The following is a 21,296-nucleotide window of genomic DNA, read 5'->3' as shown; positions in this document are numbered from 1 at the left end:
TACACTAAGTGGATCGAAGTACTGATATTGAACTGCGCTTGCTGATCGAGGCGATCTACCTCAAGTACAGCTATGACTTTCGCGACTATTCCGGGGCTTCGGTCAAGCGCCGTGTGGCCCATGCCTTGCGCCAGTTCGACTGCAAGACCATCTCGGCCTTGCAGGAGCGGGTGCTACACGACCCCACTGCGTTCATGCAGTTGCTGCAGTTCCTGACCATCCCGGTCAGCGAGATGTTTCGCGACCCGTCGCACTTTTTGGCGATTCGCCAGGAAGTGGTGCCGCTGCTCAGGACCTACCCGTCGATCAAGATCTGGATCGCCGGCTGCAGCACCGGGGAGGAGGTGTACTCGATGGCCATCCTGCTGCGCGAGGAAGGCTTGCTGGAACGCACTATCATTTACGCCACCGATATCAACCCCAATTCCCTGGAGAAGGCCAAGCAGGGGATCTTTTCCCTGGAAAACGTGCGTGCCTACACCCACAACTACCAGCAGGCCGGAGGGCAGCGTTCGTTTGCCGACTACTACACGGCAGCCTACGATTACGCGATCTTCGACAAGACCCTGCGCGAGAACGTAACGTTCGCCGACCACAGCCTGGCGACCGATAGCGTATTTTCGGAAACTCAATTAATTTCATGTCGTAACGTGCTGATTTATTTCAATAAAAAATTGCAGGATCGGGCGTTTGGGTTGTTTCATGAGTCGCTGTGTCATCGCGGCTTCCTGGTGCTGGGCAGTAAGGAAACCCTGGATTTCTCCGCCTACAGCAAGCAATTCGAACCCTTGGTCAAGCAAGAACGGATCTACCGCAAATCATGAACCAAGCAACTGCCAGCCCGGCCCGTGTGTCGGGTGTCCAAGCCATTGTCGTTGGCGCATCCGCCGGTGGGGTCGAGGCGTTGCTGAGTATTTTCGGGGCCTTGGCGCCTGGGTTCGACCTGCCGATCATTGCCGTACTGCACCTGCCGGATGAGCGGCGCAGCCAGTTGGCCGAGGTGTTTGACCGGCGCGTGGCAATGCATGTGGTGGAGGCGCGGGACAAGGAGATGATCCAGCCCGGCACCCTGTATTTTGCCGGCCCCGGCTACCACCTGTCGGTGGAGCAGGACCGCAGCCTGTCCTTGAGCCAGGAAGAGCGCGTGCATCACTCACGCCCGGCCATTGACTATCTGTTCGAGTCGGCCGCCGATGCCTATGGCCCGCATCTGCTGGCGATCCTTTTGACCGGCGCCAACCAGGACGGCGCGCGTGGCCTGGCCCACGTCAAGCTGCGTGGCGGCACCACCGTGGTCCAGGACCCTGCCGAGGCCCGGGTGGCGGTGATGCCCAAGGCGGCGTTGGCGCTGCATGCACCTGACCAAATTCTTACCTTGAGCCGGATTGGCGCTTTGCTGGCTTCCCTGGAATCTTCCCCATGTTAAGTACTATCCAGGCCAAACTGCTGATCGTCGACGATCTGCCGGAAAACCTGCTGGCCCTTGAGGCACTGATCAAGCGCGAGGACCGCCAGGTCTACAAGGCATTGAGCGCGGACGAAGCCTTGTCGCTGCTGCTCGAGCATGAGTTCGCCATGGCTATTCTCGACGTGCAGATGCCCGGCATGAACGGCTTCGAACTGGCCGAGATGATGCGTGGTACCGAAAAGACCAAGAACATTCCCATCGTGTTTGTGAGTGCCGCCGGTCGTGAGCTCAATTACGCCTTCAAGGGCTACGAGAGTGGCGCGGTGGATTTCCTGCACAAGCCCCTGGACATCCACGCGGTCAAGAGCAAGGTCAATGTATTCGTCGACCTGCACCGCCAGAGCAAGGCCATGAAGCAGCAGGTCGAAGCCCTGGAGCAAAGCCGGCGCGAGCAGGAGTTGTTGCTCAACCGCCTGCAGGCGACCCAGGCCGAGCTGGAGCAGGCGGTGCGCATGCGCGATGACTTCATGTCCATCGTCGCCCATGAGGTGCGTACGCCCCTCAACGGCCTGATCCTGGAGACCCAGTTGCGCAAGATGCACCTGGCTCGGGACAACGCCGCTGCCTTTACCCTGGACAAGATGCACGCCATGGTCGATCGCGATGAACGGCAGATCCAGAGCCTGATCCGCTTGATCGAAGACATGCTCGATGTGTCGCGGATCCGCACCGGCAAGCTGTCGATCCGCCCGGGGCAGTTCGACCTGGCGCAGTTGGTGCGTAACCTGCTGGAGAACTTTGCCCCGCAAGTGGCGGCGGCCGAGTCGTCGGTGCAACTGGATGCGCCGCAGCCGGTGGAGGGCAAGTGGGATGAGTTTCGCATCGAGCAGGTGGTGTCCAACCTGTTGACCAACGCCCTGCGCTACGGCGCCAAGAGCCCGGTGGCGGTACGGGTGTATGCCGAACATGGCGAGGCCAGGGTGGAAGTCCGGGACCGCGGGATCGGTATCAGCGAAGACAACCAGAAGCGGATTTTCCAGCAGTTCGAGCGCGTATCGGCCAACCATGCGGTGGCCGGGCTTGGCCTTGGGCTGTTTATCTCCGAACAGATCGTTGCGGCCCACGGCGGCACGATTGAAGTCGAGAGCCAGATAGGAGAGGGCGCATTGTTCCGTGTGTGCCTGCCCCTGGGGGCCGGGGCGTGAAATCAATCGTCACCCCGACGCAACCTCTGCGTGACCCTATGGTCGTATCAGCAGCAATTGACCGGACAAAGGCTTCCCATGAGTGAAGATGCGCAAGATGTTGTACTGATCGTCGAGGATGACGAGTCGATCATGTTCGTGCTGGGCGAGTACCTCGCGGGCCTTGGGTACCGGGTTCTCAAGGCCATCGACGGCGAGCAGGCTTTCGAAATCCTCGCTTCCAAGCCGCACCTGGACCTGATGGTGACTGACTATCGACTGCCTGGCGGGATTTCCGGGGTGCAGATCGCTGAGCCTGCGATCAAGCTGCGGCCGGAATTGAAGGTGATCTTTATCAGCGGTTACCCGCAGGAGATCCTCGACTGCAACAGCCCGATCACCCGTAACGCGCCGATCCTGGCCAAGCCGTTTGATCTGGATACGCTGCATGAGCATATCCAGCGGCTGCTGGCCTGAAGCTTCAGGCGCGTGCTGGCAGGTCCTGACCGTGCAGCGACGCGGGAGCGTTTTTTGCAAATGCCCCCGCATGTCAGGCCTGAATCATCTCCCGCACCTTCGCCGTCAACAGGTCGAAGGTAAAGGGCTTGGTGATCAACTGCATGCCCGGGTCCAGGAACCCGCCGCGCACCGCCGCGTGCTCGGCATAGCCGGTAATGAACAACACCCTCAGGTCCGGACGGATCTGCCGGCCGATCTCCGCCAATTGGCGGCCGTTCATGCCCGGCAAGCCCACATCGCTGATGATCAGGTCAATGCGCTGGCTGGATTCGATAATCGGTAGCGCACTGTCGGCATCTCCCGCCTCGACAAAGGCATAGCCCAGCTCACTCAGTACCTGGCTCACCAACACCCGTACCGCCGGGTCATCCTCGACAATCAGCACACACTCGCCGGCGTTGGCAAACGGCAGCAATGCCGGGTCCTGCGGGGAATCGGCAGTGACTTCACCGACAAACCTGGGCAGGAACAGGCTCACCGTGGTGCCTTTGCCGACCTCACTGTGGATGATCACATGGCCACGGGACTGGCGGGCGAACCCGTAGATCATCGACAGGCCCAGGCCGGTGCCCTGGCCGATGGGTTTGGTGGTGAAGAACGGGTCGAAGGCGCGGCTGATCACGTTTTCCGGCATGCCGCAGCCGGTGTCGCTGACGTTCAGCTCCACGTAGTCGCCCGGGGTCAGGGTGCCGTAGGCGGCGGTGAACACGTTATCGAGGTGGCGATTGCGCGTTTCGACCACCAGTCGACCGCCGTCAGGCATGGCGTCGCGGGCATTGAGCGCCAGGTTGAGCAGGGCGCTTTCCAGCTGATTGGGGTCGGCTTCGGCGGTCCACAGCTGCCCGCTCAATTGCATCTCCAGCACGATGCTTTCGTTGAGGCTGCGTTGCAGCAATTCGCCCATGGACGTCACCAACTGGTTGATCTCCACCGGCTTGGAGTCCAGCGACTGGCGGCGGGAAAACGCCAGCAGGCGGTGGGTCAGGCCGGCGGCGCGGTTGGCCGAGGTCACGCCCAGGTCGATCAGGCTGTCGAGGTCGTCCAGGCGGCCCCGGGCCAGGCGCCGGCGCAGCAGTTCGAGGCTGCCGATAATCCCGGTAAGCATGTTGTTGAAGTCGTGGGCGATACCGCCGGTCAACTGACCCACGGCTTCCATTTTTTGTGACTGGCGCAAGGCTTCTTCGTTACTGCGCAGTTGCGCAGTGCGTTCTTCGACTTGCTGTTCGAGGGTTTCGAGAGTGCGTTGCAGGCGCAGTTCGCTCTGGCTCAGGTCGATCAGGCGGTCGCGGGCTTCGTATTGCCGTCGGCGCCCGCGCAGGGCGGTGGTCACCAGGCTGATCAGCGTCACCGGGTGAAATGGCCGCTCCAGTAAGGTGATGTTGCCCAGGCTGGCGCTCAAGTGGGATGAGGCGTTCTGTTCGGTGCCGCCATGGTGGGTCATCAGGACGATGGGCAGGTCCGACCAGGCTGGCTGCTGGTGCAGATAGTCCAGCAGCGGTTCCAGCCCGACCCCGTGCAAGGCTTCGGCGGCGATGATCAGCAGGCCCGCGCCCTGTTCCAGTTCGTCGCAGAGCATGGGCAGGTTGGGGGCGGCGATACCGCTGAAACCTGCCTCGTTGAGCATCATCAGCGCCAGCGAGCTGTCCCGTCCCAAGGGCGCGAGAATGATCGCGCGCTCGGAAACGGCCGGCAGGCTACTCACAAGCTCTCATCCTTGAGCAGCGGCTTGCCGGCACCCATGTAGGTGGGCACTCCGCGCAGCACGCCCTGGAAGGCTTCGAGGGGTTCGCCGATGGTCATGCCACGGCTGGCGATGCGGTATTCACGGATGGTCGATTCATGGCTGCCGGTGCGTTTCTTGATGATGGAAATTGCCCGTCGTACCTTGCCCAGTGCTTCGAAGTAGCGCAATAGGATCACCGTGTCTGCCAGGTAGGTGATATCCACCGGCGCTTGCATGTCGCCGACCAGGCCGTGCTGGGCCACGGTCATGAAGGTCGCTGCGCCACGGCGGTTGAGGTACAGCAACAGCTCGTGCATGTGCAGCACCAGGGCGTTTTCCTCAGGCATCGCTGCCTGGTAACCGTTGATGCTGTCGATGACCACGGTCTTGATCTGGCGCTCATCCACGCAACGCCGCACCCGGTGGGAAAACTCGCCGGGCGACAGCTCGGCGGCATCCACCTGCTCGATCAGCAGGTTGCCGGTGGCTTGCAGGGCGGCCAGGTCAATGCCCATGTTTTTCATGCGGTCGAACAGCAGGCCCAGCTCTTCATCGAAGATAAACAGCGCGGCCTTTTCGCCACGGGCCACTGCTGCTGCGGCGAAGATCATCGAGATCAAGGATTTGCCGGTACCGGCAGGGCCGAGGATCAGGGTGCTGGAGCCGGTCTCGATCCCGCCGCCGAGCAGCGCATCCATCTCGCGAATGCCGCTGGTCAGGGTCTGGCGGCTGTAACCGCTGCGGTGCTCGGCCGCCACCAGGCGGGGGAACACATGCACGCCATCTTCCATAATGGTGAAGTCGTGAAAGCCCCCACGGTACTTCTGGCCACGGTACTTCACCACCCGTACCCGGCGTCGTTCCGCGCCGTAGTTGGGGGTCAGTTCTTCCAGGCGGATTACCCCGTGGGCCACGCTGTGTACGGTTTTATCCAGGGATTCGGTGGTCAGGTCGTCCAGCAGCAGCACGGTCGCTTCGTAACGCACGAAGTAGTGCTTGATCGCCAGGATCTGCCTTCGATAGCGCAACGAGCTTTGGGCCAGCAGGCGGATTTCCGAGAGGCTGTCGATCACCACGCGGGTGGGCTTGACCCGTTCTACCACCTCGAAGATCTGCCGGGTGGCCTCGCCCAGCTCGAGGTCGGAGGAGTACAGCAGGCTTTGCTGATGCTCGGCATTGAGCAGGCTTTCAGGTGGGGTCAGTTCAAAGATATGGATGTGCTCATCCAGGTCCCAGCCGTGGGACTTGGCGCCCTGGCGCAGCTCGCGCTCGGTTTCCGACAGGGTGATATACAGCGATCGTTCCCCGGCCTTGGCGCCGGCCTGGAGAAACTGCAGGGCCACGGTGGTCTTGCCGGTGCCGGGCTCACCTTCGAGCAGGAACAGATGGCTACGCGATAGCCCCCCGGCAAGAATGTCATCAAGACCTTCGATGCCGGTGGCCGCCTTTGCTGTGAACAGCTCTTTGGATGTAGACAAGAAGTGCCCTCGGGTCACGTATAAGTTGAGGGGCGCGCCGGTCAAGGCGCGCCATATTCACTTGACCGTTGGGCTGTGGGGCGGTTCAACGTTTTCTTGTTTTTGTGCAAGGCAGTCCACAGATTTCAATGCCTGGCGCGCGTCACAGGCCTTGTTGCAGGGCCGGATCGTCCGGGTTTTGCTGCTCCAGCTGGGCCAACAGCACCTGCACGTTCTGCAACTGGCCGCTTTCTTTCCAATAGTTGATCAACAGCACCCGCGCCTTGCGGTTGGCCGGGTGGCGCTGGACGATTTCTTCCAACTGGCGCTGGGCGGCTTCCAGTTCCTCCTGGTCGTGCAGGGTGGTGGCCAGGTCGTAGCGGTAATCCTGGTTGTCGGGTTCCAGCTCCACCGCCTTGGACAGGCCCAGCAGCGCGTACTCGCGCTCGCCATGGTGCAGCAGCCACATGCCCAGGGCATGTTGCAGGTAGGCTGACTCGGGGTGGGCTTGCAACTGGGTGGCGAGCACCTGGCGCGAGTCATCGACCTTGCCCTGTCTGTCCAGCAGCTCGATGCGCGCGACCACTGCCGGCAGGTTCTGCGGATCCAGGCGCAATGCCTGTTCCAGCGCATGTTGCGCCTCGGGCAGCAGGGCGCTGTGAATGTACAGGCGTGCCAGCTGGATCCAGCCTTCGGGGCTTTCAGGCTGGGTCTTGAGGTACTTCACATATTCATCCAGCACCAGCTGCAAGGGGCCGAAGTACAGGCCCAGGGTGTCGGGCGACAGGCCCAGCAGGGCATTGGCGGCGGCAAACCGTACGCTTTGTTCGTCATCATCGAGCAATGGGCCGAGCAACAGGGTGCGCTGGCCGCTGGGCACCAGGCCGACGATGCTGGCGATGGCCGCCTGGCGCACCAGGGGGGATTCGTGGCTCAGGTCCTTGTCCGCCAGCTTCAAGGCCTGGGGGCTTGGGTAGTTGTGCAATTCGCCGTGCAGGGCGGCGCGGCGGATGTCGGAGAGGTCCGGCCGGCCCAGTTGCTGATACAACACGCGCGCGGCGCCAGGCTCGCCGTTATGTGCCTGTTTCAGGGCCTTGGAGTAACCGTGGGCAACAGCCGGCGGGACGGACACGCTGGGGGTGCGGGAGAAATACGAAAAGATCAGTACGACAAACAACAGGGCGCTCAGGCCGATGATCGCGTAACGGCGTGACTTTGACATGCAGGCGTCCGAAAGCTGGGCAGCTAGTGCAAAGTGGTCAGCTTCGGTCAGACACCGACGAGTGTCAAACCTGTGTCACGTCAGCACGTAGTCCACGGGCTCCAGGGGCGCCGGCAGGGTGGTTTCGCCGAGAGCCGCGAGGATCTCCCGCTCCAGGGTACGCACGATGGCATTGCACGGCAGGTCGTTTTCATCGAAGCCAAAAGGGTCTTCGAGATCGTCGCCGATCTCATCCAGGCCAAAGAAGGTGTAGCTGACAATGGCGGTGAAAATCGGCGTTAGCCAGCCCAGGGGCTCGGCCATGGCAAACGGCAGGAGGATGCAGAACAGATAGATGGTGCGGTGCAGCAGCAAGGTGTAGGGAAAGGGCAGCGGCGTGCTCTTGATCCGCTCGCAGGCAGCCTGTACCTGGCTCAGGCCGACCAGGCGGGTTTCCAGCTGGGTGTAGCGCCAGTCGCTGATCCGCCCCTGTTGCGCGGCGTCCGAGCAGTGGGCCCCGAGGGTTTGCAGGATGCGGTCGGGCGGGTTCGGGTGGCGGGGTTCCACGTTGATCCACGGTTTGATGGCACTGGCTTCGTCTTCCAGGCGCAGGCGCGCCACCAGGCCGTGGGCAAAGCCGCACAGGCCGCGCAACAGGCCTTCGCGCTCGCCGGGCAGGGTAAAAACCTGGCTCTCACGGATCAGCGAGCGGATTTCAATGACCATCTGCCCCAATTGCTTGCGGCCTTCCCACCAGCGGTCGTAGCAGGCGTTGTTGCGAAAACTCATGAAGATCGACAGCGACAGCCCCAGCAGGGTGAACGGCGTGGCGTTGACCTTGGAGAAATAGGCTGGGTGCAGGGTTTCCACCAACACGATCACCGAGGCCAGCAGCGTGACCAGCAGGCTGCGCAGGGCAATGCGCTTGGCAATCGAGCCCTTGAGGGAGAACAGGATGCCGAACAGGTTGGGTTTGGGGCGAACAATCATCGAGGGGGCTTCTTCGGTGGCGCAGGCCCTCAGATTAGAAGCTGGTGGGCGGGGCGTCCAATCGCTTGGGTTGACCGGCTGATTGTTGGCCTCTATGACGCAACGGTTTGCTCCACGGCGCCATTGGCCAAACCAGTCAGCCACATTGAAAGCTTTGACCATTGTCCATGCGCCGCTCTGGCGCCACTATTTGCGCAGCTTCACCCCGCAAAAGCACGCCCCCCAAAACAACAAAAGACACAGGGATTTGCCACGATGCGCGATTATTTGGCTGCGACCACCCAGTTCAACTACCAGCAAACCGTCGAGGCCGCACTGGCCGGCCACCTGCAAGGGCTCAATGCCTGCGTCGAATGCTGTGACCGGCACGTGCTGCCGGGGCGCATTGCCTTGTTCTGGGAGGGCAAGGATGGTCGCAGCGCCACCGTCACCTTCAGCGAGTTGCAGGATCAGGCCGCGCGTTTGGCCAACTTCCTCCTGGCCCAGGGCGTCAAGCGTGGCGACAAGGTGGCCGGCCTATTGCCGCGCACTGCTGAATTGCTGGTGACGGTGCTTGCCACCTGGCGCGTCGGCGCGGTCTACCAGCCGCTGTTCACCGCGTTCGGCCCCAAGGCCATCGAACACCGCTTGAACAGCTCCGGCGCGGCGCTGGTGGTGACCGACGCGGTCAACCGCAGCAAGCTGGCCGAAGTCACCGACTGCCCGACCATCGTCACCGTGGCCGGCGCCAAGGGCGAAGGCATTGTGCGCGGCGATTTCAGCTTCTGGGCCGAGTTGCCCAACTATTCGAATGTGTGCGAACCGGTGTTACTGGGCGCAGACGATCCGTTCCTGCTGATGTTCACCTCTGGCACCACCGGCCCGTCGAAGGCCCTGGCCGTGCCGCTCAAGGCCCTGGTCGCGTTCCAGAGCTACACCCGTGACGCGGTGGACCTGCGCCCCGAAGATGCGTTCTGGAACGTCGCCGATCCGGGCTGGGCCTATGGCATCTACTTCGGCGTGACCGGGCCGCTGTCCATGGGGCATCCGATCACCTTCTACGATGGCCCGTTCACCCTGGAAAGCACCTGCCGGGTCATCAACAAATACGGGATCACCAACCTGACCGGCTCGCCCACGGCCTACCGCCTGCTGATCGCCGGTGGCGAGCAGTTCGCGCGCTCGATCAAGGGCCGGTTGCGCATTGTCAGCAGCGCTGGCGAGCCGTTGAACCCGGAAGTGATCCGCTGGTTTGCCGATAACCTGGGTGTGACTATCCACGACCACTACGGCCAGACCGAACTGGGCATGGTCCTGTGCAACCACCACGGCCTGGAACACCCGGTGCATGTCGGCTCGGCCGGCTTTGCCTCGCCGGGGCACCGCATCGTGGTGCTGGACGACAACCACCAGGAATTGCCCGCCGGCCAGCCGGGCATCCTCGCCATCGACCGCGAGCAGTCACCCATGTGCTGGTTCGAAGGCTACGACGGGGTCAAGACCAAGGCCTTCGTCGGCAAGTACTACTTGAGCGGCGACACCGTGGAGTTGAACCCCGATGGCAGCATCAGTTTTGTCGGGCGCAGTGACGATGTGATCACCACTTCCGGCTACCGCGTGGGGCCGTTCGATGTGGAAAGCGCCTTGGTCGAGCACCCGGCAGTGATCGAAGCCGCGGTGGTCGGCAAGCCGGACGCCGAGCGCACCGAGCTGGTCAAGGCCTTCGTGGTGATCAACAGCCAGTACCGCGCCGACGCCGAGTTGGCCGAGGAACTGCGCCAGCATGTGCGCAAGCGCCTGGCGGCCCACGCCTACCCACGGGAAATCGAATTTGTCAGCGACTTGCCCAAGACCCCGAGCGGCAAGCTGCAACGGTTTATTTTGCGTAACCAGGAAATCGCCAAGGTCCAGGCAGCGACCACGGCTTGATCCCTCTTCAAGGAAACAATGATGCAGATTGAAAACAAGGTGTTTATGGTCAGCGGTGGCGCTTCGGGCCTCGGCGCGGCCACTGCCCAGATGCTGGTGGCGGCGGGCGCCAAGGTGATGCTGGTGGACCTGAACGCCGACGCCGTGGCGGCCCAGGCTGCAAAGCTGGGCGCGCAGGCGCGCAGCGTGGTGGCGGATATCAGCCAGGAAGCCGCCGCCGAAGCGGCAGTACAAGCAACGGTTGCAGCGTTTGGCGGCCTGCATGGGCTGATCAACTGCGCAGGCGTGGTGCGTGGCGAGAAAATCCTCGGCAAGAACGGCCCGCATGGGTTGGCCAGCTTTGCCCAGGTGATCAACGTCAACCTGGTCGGCAGTTTCAACCTTCTGCGCCTGGCGGCAGCGGCGATTGCCGAAACCCCGGCCGACGCCGACGGTGAGCGCGGCGTGATCATCAACACCGCTTCGGTGGCGGCCTTCGACGGGCAGATCGGCCAGGCTGCGTATGCGGCGTCCAAGGGCGCGATTGCCAGCCTGACCCTGCCGGCCGCCCGTGAACTGGCGCGCTTCGGCATCCGCGTGATGACCATCGCCCCGGGCATCTTTGAAACGCCGATGATGGCCGGCATGACCCCGGAAGTTCGCGATGCCCTGGCGGCCGGTGTGCCGTTCCCGCCACGCCTGGGCAAGCCGGCCGAGTACGCCGCGCTGGTCCGGCACATCATTGAAAACAGCATGCTCAATGGCGAGGTGATCCGTCTTGACGGTGCCTTGCGCATGGCGGCCAAGTAAGGAGGATTTGTCATGATTCAGCTCCACGACCCGATTGTTATTGTCAGCGCCGTACGCACGCCCATGGGCGGCTTCCAGGGCGAACTCAAGGGCCTGACCGCGCCGCAACTGGGCGCCGCCGCGATTCGCGCCGCCGTCGAGCGCGCCGGTATCGCCCACGACGCCGTGGATGAAGTGCTGTTCGGTTGCGTGCTGCCCGCAGGTCTCGGCCAGGCGCCGGCACGCCAGGCAGCGCTGGGGGCCGGCCTGGATAAATCGACACGTTGTACCACCCTCAACAAGATGTGCGGTTCGGGCATGCAAGCGACGATTCTCGCCCATGACTCGCTGCTGGCCGGCAGCGTGCAGGTGGTGATTGCAGGCGGCATGGAGAGCATGTCCAACGCGCCTTACCTGCTGGACCGTGCGCGCAGCGGCTACCGCATGGGCCATGGCCGGGTCCTGGACCATATGTTCCTCGATGGCCTCGAAGACGCCTATGACAAGGGCCGCCTGATGGGCACCTTTGCCGAGGATTGTGCCGAAGCCAATGGCTTTACTCGCGAAGCCCAGGATGCCTTTGCCATTGCCTCGCTGACCCGCGCGCAGCAGGCGATCAGTGCCGGGCGCTTCAGCGCCGAGATCGTCCCGGTGCAGGTCACCGTGGGCAAGGAACAAAAGACCATCACTGACGACGAGCAGCCGCCCAAGGCGCGCCTGGACAAGATCGCCACCTTGAAGCCGGCGTTCCGCGAAGGCGGCACGGTGACGGCGGCCAACTCCAGCTCGATCTCCGACGGTGCGGCGGCTTTGCTTTTGATGCGCCAGTCCGAAGCGCAAAAGCGCGGGCTCAAGCCCCTGGCAGTGATCCACGGCCACGCGGCCTTTGCCGATGAACCGGGGCTGTTTCCGGTGGCACCGGTGGGGGCGATTCGCAAGCTGATGAGCAAGACCGGCTGGAGCCTGGGTGACGTCGACCTGTTCGAGATCAACGAGGCCTTTGCCGTGGTCAGCCTGGTGACCATGAGCAAGCTGGAAATCCCCCACGACAAGGTCAACGTCCACGGTGGCGCGTGCGCCCTGGGGCATCCGATTGGCGCATCCGGTGCGCGGATCCTCGTGACCCTGCTTTCGGCGCTGCGCCAGCGGGGCCTCAAGCGCGGCGTTGCCGCCATCTGCATCGGCGGCGGTGAAGCCACGGCCATGGCCGTCGAGTGCCTGGATTAAGGAAGCTATATGTTGCCCAATGACGAACAACTGCAAATCAGCGACGCGGCCCGGCAATTCGCCCAGGAGCGGCTCAAACCTTTCGCTGCCGAGTGGGACCGCGAGCATCGCTTCCCCAGGGAGGCTATCGCTGAGATGGCCGAGCTGGGCTTTTTCGGCATGCTCGTGCCGGAACAGTGGGGCGGCTGCGACACTGGGTACCTGGCCTATGCCATGGCCCTGGAAGAAGTAGCGGCCGGTGATGGCGCCTGCTCGACCATCATGAGCGTGCACAATTCGGTGGGCTGCGTGCCCATCCTCAAGTTCGGCAATGACCAGCAGAAAGAGCAATTCCTCAAGCCCCTGGCCAGCGGCGCGATGCTCGGTGCGTTTGCCCTCACCGAGCCCCAGGCCGGGTCCGATGCCAGCAGCCTGAAGACCCGCGCGCGCCTGGAGGGCGATCACTACGTGCTCAATGGCTGCAAACAGTTCATCACCTCCGGGCAGAACGCCGGGGTGGTGATTGTGTTTGCCGTGACCGATCCTGCGGCCGGCAAGCGTGGGATCAGCGCGTTTATCGTGCCCACCGCCTCGCCTGGCTACACCGTCGCGCGGGTCGAGGACAAGCTTGGCCAGCATGCATCCGACACCTGCCAGATTCTGTTTGAGGATGTGAAGGTGCCGGTCGCCAACCGCCTGGGCGAGGAGGGCGAAGGCTACAAAATCGCCCTGGCTAACCTTGAGGGCGGTCGCGTGGGCATTGCCTCGCAATCGGTGGGCATGGCCCGCGCCGCGTTTGAAGCGGCCCGTGATTACGCCCGCGAGCGGGAAAGCTTCGGCAAGCCGCTGATCGAGCATCAGGCCGTGGCGTTTCGCCTGGCGGACATGGCCACCCAGATCGCCGTGGCCCGGCAGATGGTGCACTACGCCGCCGCCCTGCGCGACAGCGGCAAGCCTGCGCTGGTGGAGGCGTCCATGGCCAAGCTGTTTGCCTCGGAAATGGCTGAGAAAGTCTGTTCTGCCGCCTTGCAAACCCTGGGCGGATACGGTTACCTGAGCGACTTCCCGCTGGAGCGGATCTACCGTGATGTGCGGGTCTGCCAGATTTATGAAGGCACCAGTGATATTCAGCGCATGGTCATTTCGCGCAATCTTTGAAGAGGAACGGATCAATGAGTTATGAAACCATTTTGCTCGACGTTCAAGGCCGTGTCGGGCTGATTACCCTCAATCGCCCGCAAGCGCTGAATGCCTTGAACGCGCAATTGGTCAGCGAAGTGAACCAGGCCCTGGACAGCCTGGAAGCCAATCCCGAGATCGGCTGCATCGTGTTGACCGGCTCCAAGAAAGCCTTTGCCGCTGGCGCCGATATCAAGGAAATGGCCGAGCTGACCTACCCGCAGATCTACCTCGACGACCTGTTCAGCGACAGCGACCGTGTGGCCAACCGCCGCAAGCCGATCATCGCGGCGGTCAACGGTTTTGCCCTGGGTGGCGGCTGCGAACTGGCGTTGATGTGCGACTTTATCCTGGCCGGCGATACGGCCAAGTTCGGCCAGCCGGAAGTCAACCTCGGCGTCCTGCCGGGCATGGGCGGCACCCAGCGCCTGACCCGTGCGGTGGGCAAGGCCAAGGCCATGGAAATGTGCCTGACCGGGCGTTTTATCGATGCGGTGGAGGCCGAGCGTTGCGGCATCGTCGCGCGGATTGTGCCGGCGGACGAACTGCTGGACGAGGCGCTCAAGGTTGCGGCGCTGATCGCCAGCAAATCGGTACCGATCAGCATGATGGTCAAGGAAAGCGTGAACCGCGCTTTTGAAGTCAGCCTTTCGGAAGGTGTGCGTTTTGAGCGCCGGGTGTTCCACGCAGCCTTTGCCACTCAGGATCAGAAGGAAGGCATGGCCGCGTTCGTGGCCAAGCGCACTCCAGAGTTCAAGGACAAGTAATGCGCGGGTAGAATCATCTGAAATACAGGTCCGGCGTAGGACCTGTGTTTCATATCTATATGCTGATCAAGGCTGGGGGTGCCTGACCTGAAACGAGATTGTCAGGTCTCCCATCGGAGTCGTCGGACCCGGTACGTGGCCCGGTGGCACAACAAACGTATTGGTCAATCCATCGCTGGGACCGGTCATTTTTTTTGGAAAAATGCCGATGCTCAGGCCTCCAGTCAATTCAGCCATGCCGGGCACCCCCAACTGGGTATTTGTATGGAACCGGCCGACCAAGGCGATCCACTTCTCACCGCCGCTGGTTGCCTTGATGGTTTGTGCGGCGTAATAGTTGAATCGTTCGAGCCGCTCCTTGGCATCAGCAACGCTGTATTCTTTTGTGGAGAGTGTTGGGTTATATCGTTGTGTTAAATAGACATGGTCCAGAGGAAGCACCTCTATGCCATTTTCTTCGAACTTGCGTTTAAGCTCTTCAAAGTTCGGTTGGGTGCGTTTCTGGTTTGTATCCCCAAGCCAGCCAATACCGTCGTCCCTGATGCCTGAAGGGTAATCCGCCACGCCTTCGATATAGACCCTTTTTACTTTTTGCCGAACGAATAAATCCATGTTGTCGTAGAGGAGTTGGAAGCTGGCCCTTTCTCCATGGTTCTCTCCAAACACCAGGCCATCGGATGCCTGTAATCCTTTGGTGATTACCTCTGATGATGGAACGGGGGTGGGGATAGATGGAATCGCAGGCCGTGGTGGGATGTTGCCTGCATTTGCCGAGTTGAAGTAGGCATGCATATCGCTCTCAAATTTCAACGCGGTATCGACTAACGCATTTTGGCTTGAGAAGTGCTCACCCTGCCATTTTCCCTTCATGCTGAGTGCGTAATCCCCGCTGGGTAGTGCTTTTGGCGGCGGCGGTGGGGCTGCTGGGTAGACCTTGCGCCAGATTCGTTGCAGCGGGTTGTAGCGCCGAGAGTGTGGATGATGCAGGGTGAGCCAATCACGATTGACTGGCATCAACGTGTTCAAGGGGGTGAAATCTTCAAGAGGGCTGCCATAGGTCTGTTGGGTACCTTCATCGTAGGCGTACCATTTGCCCTGTTGCTGCACCGCGAGCGTATCGCCGGATTGGTCGGCGTACTTGAATGTGCCTGTTGCTGCAGCGTCGTATTTTTGGCTGGCGGCCACCAAGTCATAGCTGTCTGCGCTGCCCCGCAGCGCTTGTATCTTATGGGCTGCTCCCTTGGCGCCCGTTTTGGCGAGTCGCGCTGTGCCCATCAGCAAGTCTCCTACGCCGCTCAGAGGGTTCAGGGCCTCGATAGCGCTGACGCCAATCGCTCTTGCCAGTCCCAGTGCCTTGGCCGTGCTGGACGTTGCCGTCGATACCACTTTCCCTGCCCTGGCAGACGTTGCCGCGCCTGCGGTCAGAAAACCCAGCAGGTCCAGCCCCAAATCCATCACGCCGTCGGCGTAGTTGCCCTGTTGAAAGTTGACAATGGCCGATCTCAGCGGAATCAGGTTCAACAGCAATTCATTGACCTTGTCTCGCGAAGCTTGCTCCTCGTCAAAGGTGGTGACCCCCCGCGCCTGTTTGAGCACGTCTGCGTTATCCAGGTCAAAGGCCTCGACAAACGCATCGGCGATATCCTGCGTCCTGACGCTGGAAAAACTCTGTGGCGGCAACGCACTGCCGGGAGTTGCGTCCAACCGCGCTGGGCGTTCGGCATCGCCGACGTTGAACTCCTCTGTTCTATGGAGCCTGTTGGCGTTACGGAACTCTGTCAGCGACAGTTTTCCCCGGGCGATAGCACCTTTTGCCAGATCAACTTCATACACGATTGGAGGGTTATCGCGTCCGACTTTGATCAGCATTTTTTTGCTTTTTGAAGTGAGGGCGGGCGGCGAAAAAAAATCCGTCGCGATGGTATACGTCCTTTCTTGATAGAAGTGGATCTCCCCCGACTCAAGGTTTTTACGATCGGCTAACGGTAACTGGGCAATCATGTGTTTTATCGCGGTTTTAATGCCTTGTTTTTGTATTCTGATAGTGTCGTCGAATGCTGTTTTGAAACTGTCGAATACGTTGACTTTCTCGCGCGCGTTAAGGCTGTCGATCGGGATGCGACTGTCCGTCGTTTTCCATTTGGGAACGTCGTGATGGTCCATCATCGCGATGTCCAGCATCGAGTAGGTGCCCTGATGAATCTTGGCGCTACGAAAGTAATAATCAGCCTTGATGCATTTTTCTTCGAAGGGAATGCCTTTGCCAAATTGTTGCTCAAGTTTGGCCAGCGCGATTTGCTTCAGGTCGGGTATTGGCGTGCGCAGCTGGCTCGAAGCAGTTGCCCGCTCATCCAGTTGCTGGTTGAAGTCGCTGCGGGCGCGTTCGATTTCAGCGCTGCTGTAAAGGCTGTCATCTTTTTTATCGAGAACGCCGTTGGCAACCGCCCAGTCAATTAACACAGCCGTTTGGGTTGCATCGTAAACAGATGCATCGCTGGCATCGGCGACGCTCATGACCTGGGCGTAACTCATCTGTGGCGTAACGCCTGGTGTGCTGGCTTCTATCTTTGCCACCGCCAGGTGAAAGCTGGCCCAGGACTGGCTGCCATAGGTCACTTTGTCAGGGATATCCTTGACCAGGAACTGAGGTGCAAGACGCGCCAGCAACAGATGCGCTCCCAGTTGAGCGGTCGCCATGGTGGCCTTGCCGGTCGTGACCAGATGGTTGCGCAGGGCGTTGACAATAGAGGAGGGCGACTTGCCCCAATGTTGCTCCTGGGCGAGGTCAAAGCCTGCGACTGTATTTCTCTGGGGGTGGCTGATGGATTCTGAATCGAGCCCCAGGTTGATTGCTGTCAACACGTAGTCGCGGGTGCTGCTTGGTGTCTGGACACCGTTAAGATGAGTTTGGATTGCCTGCCCCAGCGCTTGCCCGCGGGGTGACTGGATAAGTTTTTCCAGCGCCTGGCCGGGGTCCTGGAGTTCGGCCCCGGACAACGGCACGGCGTCGGCAAGATAACCCAGCGGCCCGGCGCGATGGTCTATCAAGGGGAGGTCTGATAAGCCTGCCGAGTTGGTCGTGAAGAGCGTGAGGACAGACTGCTGTTGCGAAACGCTCAGGGGTAAAGGCCAGGACAGTCCACCACCGTAATTGCCGTATGGCGGCTGCAACGCCTGAATTGCCATAGCTTTAGCCAGGTCCGACAATTCGGTTCGGGTACGCGGCAGTCTGACGTCGCTCTTTATCAAGAACCGTTCAAGGTCGACGGTGGTTGTATCCCGGGAAGGTTGTTGCTGAACATACGAAGAGTCGACGTCAGGGGTAAACGTCACCCCGGCCAACGCTGACGCCACGGCTTGCGCGTCGGCTTCGGGTGCCAGGCCTTGGGCCGCCTGGTCAAGAAGCTGCGTCAGGGATTGCCAGTTACGCTGGTCCCCAAGGGCCCGCTTCAGGTCGGGGCTGCGGGTTTCTGCCTGGCTAGGTGGCGTGTTGTGCACGACGGTTGATGGCTCAACCGCTGCCTGGAGCGCCCTGGGGGGAGGGGATATTCCGTTTGTCGCAAAACCTGGAGTGGAAGGTATTACTGCAATTGGGGGCATCGCGGTTCACCTGTGTGGGACGACACTTCTGAAAGCATTCAGGCCTTCAGTTTTCCCAGGCTAAGTGGCGAAGCTGGTCCGATTTATCCCACGGTGAATTGTCAACAGAGATAACTGCCAGGTGATCGGGTGCAAGACAAGCCAAAGTGGCTGATCGCCTGTAACATGAATTCACGCCCACCCTGAGTCATCCCCGAAATAGGGTATGCCCTTGGCATGGCTTGCGATAAACAGTGGATACAACTTTCAGGTTTCAGGAACCCGTCATGACCCAGAAGCAACGCTTGATTTACTCGATTCTAATTTCCCTGGTCGTCCTCGGCACGATGTTTGGCCTGTCCTATTTGCAGAACATCGGCGCCATCAGTGAGAAGACGTTCCAGTACATCGCCATTGCCGTGGCAGTGATTGTGGTGGTGATCAACGGCATCATGCGCCGCAAGGTCAAGCCCAACCTGTAAGTCAGGCACCGGAATCCAGGACCTTCACAGCCTCTTCATGGAGGCTGTAGCTTTTATCGCTGTTGAGGGTGATCAAGCCCTCGCTGCACAGGCGCTTGAGCACCTCGCGCACACTGAGAAACGATAACGGGATGCCCAGTTCCAGCAAATGGCTGTGCACGCCCCGTACCCCCAGCGAGCGGCCGTTGTCGGCTGCCGTGAGCAGGGCGTCGATGACTTTCAGCCGGATCAGGCTGGTGCGCAACCCAAAACACTTGAGCAGATGCCGGATGCGTTGGTTGCCTTGATGCTCGGTTGCCTTGGCGAAGGCTTGGGTATCCGCGCCGAAAGCGGCGTCGTGTGCCATAAAATGTCCGTCCGTGGGCAGTTGCGGGTTGTACATGCAAAAACTCCTTATCAGAGCCTGATCAGGAAAATGATGGTGCTCTTAGTTAATAAGACGTATGAGCCGCGCAAATCATGAAGTCCAACCTGTATAAATTTTGTCAGTATCACGTCTGTCACATTCCTGGCGCCGGTAAATAAGCCGCGCGCGGCCTAAATTTCTGCGGATTTCTACGTCTCTATCCATGGGCTGGCATTGGCGAGTCGGCCCCGCCTTGGGCGTTCAATTTGGCTTGATGATGGGGTCTGCGTGATTATTTCCAACGGGTTGTCCAGGGTTTGCGTGGCGGGTGTGTTGCTGGGGGTGAGCCTGTGTGCGACGGCCCGCCAGGTGAGCGACGTGCAGGCGGGGGCGCTGAGCGCCGATATCCGCCGCACCGGGTTTGGTATCCCGCATATCCGCGCCAACGATGAACGAGGCCTGGGGTATGGCATCGGCTATGCCTACGCGCAGGACAACCTGTGCCTGTTGGCCAACGAAGTGGTGACGGTCAATGGCCAGCGCGCTCGCTACTTCGGTGCCGAGCAGGCGACCCTGGAAGAGCGCAACAACCTGACCAGCGATGTGTTTTTTACTTGGCTCAATACGCCCGAAGCAGTGACGGCATTCTGGAAGGCTCAGACCCCGCAGATGCAGCAGCGTCTTGCAGGTTATGTGGCGGGGTACAACCGTTACCTGCAAGAACGCGGGACAAAGGACCGGCCGATGCAGTGCCAGGGCGCCTGGGTGCGGCCAATCACTACCAATGACCTGGTCAAGCTGACCCGCAGGTTGTTGGTGGAAGGTGGGGTGGGGCAATTTGCCGAGGCCTTGGCGGGGGCGACACCGCCCCAGCCAGGCGTGGCGGTGCAGGGCAATGTGCGAGCGTTTGAGGTCGCCACCTTGAAGCAGCAGCGTTTTGCCCTGGATCGCGGCAGCAACGCCGTGGCGGTGGGCAGCGAGCGCTCGTTCAATGGGCGCGGCATGTTATTGGCCAATCCGCACTTTCCATGGATCGGCGGCATGCGCTTTTATCAGATGCACCTGACCATCCCTGGCCAGTTGGATGTAATGGGCGCCGCCTTGCCGGGCCTGCCGGTGGTCAATATCGGCTTCAACCAGCATGTGGCCTGGACCCATACGGTGGACACATCCAAACATTTCACCCTGTATCGCCTGACCCTGGACCCGAAGGACCCAACCCGCTACTTGCTTGACGGCAAGTCGATCCCCCTGCAGAAAACCCAGGTGACCGTGCAGGTCAAGGGCGCCGAGCCCCACACCCAAACGGTCTACAGTTCGCAGTTCGGGCCGGTGGTGCAATGGCCGGGCAAGCTCGACTGGAACGGGCAATACGCTTTCAGCCTGCGTGATGCCAACCTGGGTAATGACCGCGTACTGCAACAGTGGTACGCGATGAACCAGGCCCGCAGCCTCAAGGACTTGCAAGCCTCGGTACACCGCCTGCAAGGCATTCCCTGGGTCAATACCCTGGCAGCGGACGATCAGGGGCAGAGCCTGTACATGAACCTGTCGGTGGTGCCGAACGTCAGTGCAAAAAAACTCGAGCAATGCAGCGACCCGCGTGCAGGCCTGCAGATGATCATGCTCGACGGTGCCCACAGTGCCTGCGCCTGGGATATCGACCCGCGCGCGGCGCAGCCGGGGATCTTCGCCGCTGATCAACTGCCGCAGCTGGAACGCCGGGATTACGTACAGCACTCCAATGATTCGGCCTGGATGGCCAACCCCAAGGCGCCGCTGGCCGGCTTCTCACCGGTGATCAGCCAGGATCACATAGCCCTGGGCGCCCGTTCGCGTTTTGCCTTGCAGCGCTTGCAGGACCTGGGCAAACAGCCGATCACCATCGCTGACCTGCAACATATGGTGCTGGACAACCAGGTGTACCTGGCCGGCCAGGTGATGCCGGATTTGCTCAAGTTCTGCGCGCAACAGACGGATGAAACCCTGAAACCCCTGTGCACCCGCCTCAAGGACTGGGACCAGAAAGCCAACCTCGACAGCGGCCTGGGCCTGGTGCATTTCATCCAGGTCATGGAGCACATGCAGCAAGTGCCGGATGTGTGGCGCGTTGCGTTCGACCCGGATCACGCGCAAACCACCCCACGCGGCTTGCTCATCGAACAGCCGCAGGTGACCAAGGCATTGCGTGAGGCGATGCTGGCGTCAATCGCCCAAGTGAGCGAGTCGGGCTTGCAGGAGGGCGCGCGCTGGGGCGATATCCAGGTCTCGGGCAGCACGCCGATGCATGGCGGGCCGCAGGAGCTGGGCATCTACAACGCCATGCAAAGCGTGCCGAGGGCAGATGGCAAGCGCGAGGTGGTCAGCGGCAGTAGTTACTTGCAGATCGTCACTTTCGACGACCAGGGGCCCAAGGCCGAAGGCGTGTTGGCGTTCTCGCTGTCCAGCGATCCGGCGTCGCCTCACTTCAAGGACCAGACCCAGGCGTTTTCCGCGAAAAAACTCAGCCCGTTGCCGTTTACCGAGCAGCAGATCAAGGCTGATCCGCAGTATCAACGGCAGGTGATCCACGAGTAGGG

General features: G+C 61.1%; 17 protein-coding genes. 11 read left to right on the top strand and 6 right to left on the bottom strand.

Annotated elements, in window-relative coordinates; translation table 11 throughout:
• Positions 1 to 8 precede the first annotated feature (8 nt).
• From HBO12_RS03910 to HBO12_RS03895, 4 genes are all read left to right on the top strand, one after another.
• Complete coding sequence (locus HBO12_RS03910; RefSeq protein WP_170041500.1) at positions 9 to 824, top strand: CheR family methyltransferase; 816 nt, start codon at positions 9 to 11, stop codon at positions 822 to 824.
• A complete protein-coding gene (locus HBO12_RS03905) occupies positions 821 to 1,426 on the top strand; it encodes a chemotaxis protein CheB (RefSeq protein ID WP_169952498.1) in 606 nt (201 codons plus the stop codon). Before HBO12_RS03910 ends, HBO12_RS03905 begins: the two co-directional genes overlap by 4 nt.
• Positions 1,420 to 2,613, top strand: a complete 1,194-nt coding sequence (locus HBO12_RS03900) for a hybrid sensor histidine kinase/response regulator (RefSeq protein WP_169952496.1) — start codon at positions 1,420 to 1,422, stop codon at positions 2,611 to 2,613. The genes HBO12_RS03905 and HBO12_RS03900 overlap by 7 nt, the downstream gene beginning before the upstream one ends.
• Before the next feature lie 78 nt (positions 2,614 to 2,691).
• The gene (locus tag HBO12_RS03895; protein WP_029290496.1) at positions 2,692 to 3,069 is read left to right on the top strand and encodes a response regulator; all 378 of its coding nucleotides are present in this window, start codon (positions 2,692 to 2,694) and stop codon (positions 3,067 to 3,069) included.
• Positions 3,070 to 3,142: 73 nt separating this feature from the next.
• Here HBO12_RS03895 and HBO12_RS03890 read toward each other — a convergent pair whose 3' ends face one another.
• From HBO12_RS03890 to HBO12_RS03875, 4 genes are all read right to left on the bottom strand, one after another.
• On the bottom strand, positions 3,143 to 4,813 hold the full coding sequence (locus HBO12_RS03890) for a response regulator (protein ID WP_170041499.1): 1,671 nt from the start codon (positions 4,811 to 4,813) through the stop codon (positions 3,143 to 3,145).
• Positions 4,810 to 6,312, bottom strand: coding sequence for an ATPase domain-containing protein (locus HBO12_RS03885; protein ID WP_169952490.1), 1,503 nt, complete (start codon positions 6,310 to 6,312; stop codon positions 4,810 to 4,812). The genes HBO12_RS03890 and HBO12_RS03885 overlap by 4 nt, the downstream gene beginning before the upstream one ends.
• Positions 6,313 to 6,454: 142 nt before the next feature.
• Positions 6,455 to 7,513: a tetratricopeptide repeat protein gene (locus tag HBO12_RS03880; RefSeq protein ID WP_170041498.1), complete on the bottom strand. Its 1,059-nt coding sequence runs from the start codon at positions 7,511 to 7,513 to the stop codon at positions 6,455 to 6,457.
• Positions 7,514 to 7,588: 75 nt separating this feature from the next.
• Positions 7,589 to 8,482, bottom strand: a complete 894-nt coding sequence (locus HBO12_RS03875; RefSeq protein ID WP_170041497.1) for a bestrophin family protein — start codon at positions 8,480 to 8,482, stop codon at positions 7,589 to 7,591.
• Positions 8,483 to 8,737: 255 nt separating this feature from the next.
• Here HBO12_RS03875 and HBO12_RS03870 point away from each other — a divergent pair, with 255 nt between their 5' ends.
• Genes HBO12_RS03870 through HBO12_RS03850 form a run of 5 tightly spaced genes read left to right on the top strand, consistent with a single transcriptional unit; the run spans position 8,738 to position 14,310 of the window.
• Positions 8,738 to 10,390 (top strand): AMP-binding protein, encoded by a 1,653-nt coding sequence (locus tag HBO12_RS03870; RefSeq protein WP_170041496.1) that lies wholly within the window; start codon positions 8,738 to 8,740, stop codon positions 10,388 to 10,390.
• A 21-nt stretch (positions 10,391 to 10,411) separates the two neighbouring features.
• Positions 10,412 to 11,179: an SDR family NAD(P)-dependent oxidoreductase gene (locus HBO12_RS03865; protein ID WP_170041495.1), complete on the top strand. Its 768-nt coding sequence runs from the start codon at positions 10,412 to 10,414 to the stop codon at positions 11,177 to 11,179.
• Positions 11,180 to 11,191: 12 nt separating this feature from the next.
• Positions 11,192 to 12,385 carry an acetyl-CoA C-acyltransferase gene (locus HBO12_RS03860; protein ID WP_178123669.1) on the top strand — a complete coding sequence of 398 codons (1,194 nt, stop codon included), beginning with the start codon at positions 11,192 to 11,194 and terminating at the stop codon, positions 12,383 to 12,385.
• A gap of 9 nt (positions 12,386 to 12,394) precedes the next feature.
• Positions 12,395 to 13,522 carry an acyl-CoA dehydrogenase gene (locus HBO12_RS03855; protein ID WP_170041494.1) on the top strand — a complete coding sequence of 376 codons (1,128 nt, stop codon included), beginning with the start codon at positions 12,395 to 12,397 and terminating at the stop codon, positions 13,520 to 13,522.
• Between the two features lie 14 nt (positions 13,523 to 13,536).
• Entirely contained in the window at positions 13,537 to 14,310 is a 774-nt protein-coding gene (locus HBO12_RS03850) for an enoyl-CoA hydratase (RefSeq protein ID WP_169952477.1), read from the top strand.
• A 66-nt stretch (positions 14,311 to 14,376) separates the two neighbouring features.
• Here the strand turns inward: HBO12_RS03850 and HBO12_RS03845 are convergent, their stop codons facing one another.
• Positions 14,377 to 17,910 carry a membrane-targeted effector domain-containing toxin gene (locus HBO12_RS03845; protein WP_170041493.1) on the bottom strand — a complete coding sequence of 1,178 codons (3,534 nt, stop codon included), beginning with the start codon at positions 17,908 to 17,910 and terminating at the stop codon, positions 14,377 to 14,379.
• Between the two features lie 266 nt (positions 17,911 to 18,176).
• Between HBO12_RS03845 and HBO12_RS03840 the strand changes: the two genes are divergently transcribed.
• Positions 18,177 to 18,371, top strand: a complete 195-nt coding sequence (locus HBO12_RS03840; RefSeq protein ID WP_057440092.1) for a hypothetical protein — start codon at positions 18,177 to 18,179, stop codon at positions 18,369 to 18,371.
• Position 18,372: 1 nt separating this feature from the next.
• Here HBO12_RS03840 and HBO12_RS03835 read toward each other — a convergent pair whose 3' ends face one another.
• On the bottom strand, positions 18,373 to 18,753 hold the full coding sequence (locus HBO12_RS03835) for a fe2+ zn2+ uptake regulation protein (protein WP_169952473.1): 381 nt from the start codon (positions 18,751 to 18,753) through the stop codon (positions 18,373 to 18,375).
• Positions 18,754 to 19,005: 252 nt separating this feature from the next.
• Here HBO12_RS03835 and pvdQ point away from each other — a divergent pair, with 252 nt between their 5' ends.
• Entirely contained in the window at positions 19,006 to 21,294 is a 2,289-nt protein-coding gene (gene pvdQ, locus HBO12_RS03830) for a bifunctional acylase PvdQ (protein ID WP_170041492.1), read from the top strand.
• The last annotated feature ends 2 nt before the right edge of the window (positions 21,295 to 21,296 follow it).

It is taken from the genome of Pseudomonas sp. WS 5059 (assembly GCF_012985525.1).
GTDB lineage: Bacteria > Pseudomonadota > Gammaproteobacteria > Pseudomonadales > Pseudomonadaceae > Aquipseudomonas.
Note: the sequence above shows the minus strand (reverse complement) of the source record. Positions and strands in the feature narration are given on the sequence as shown.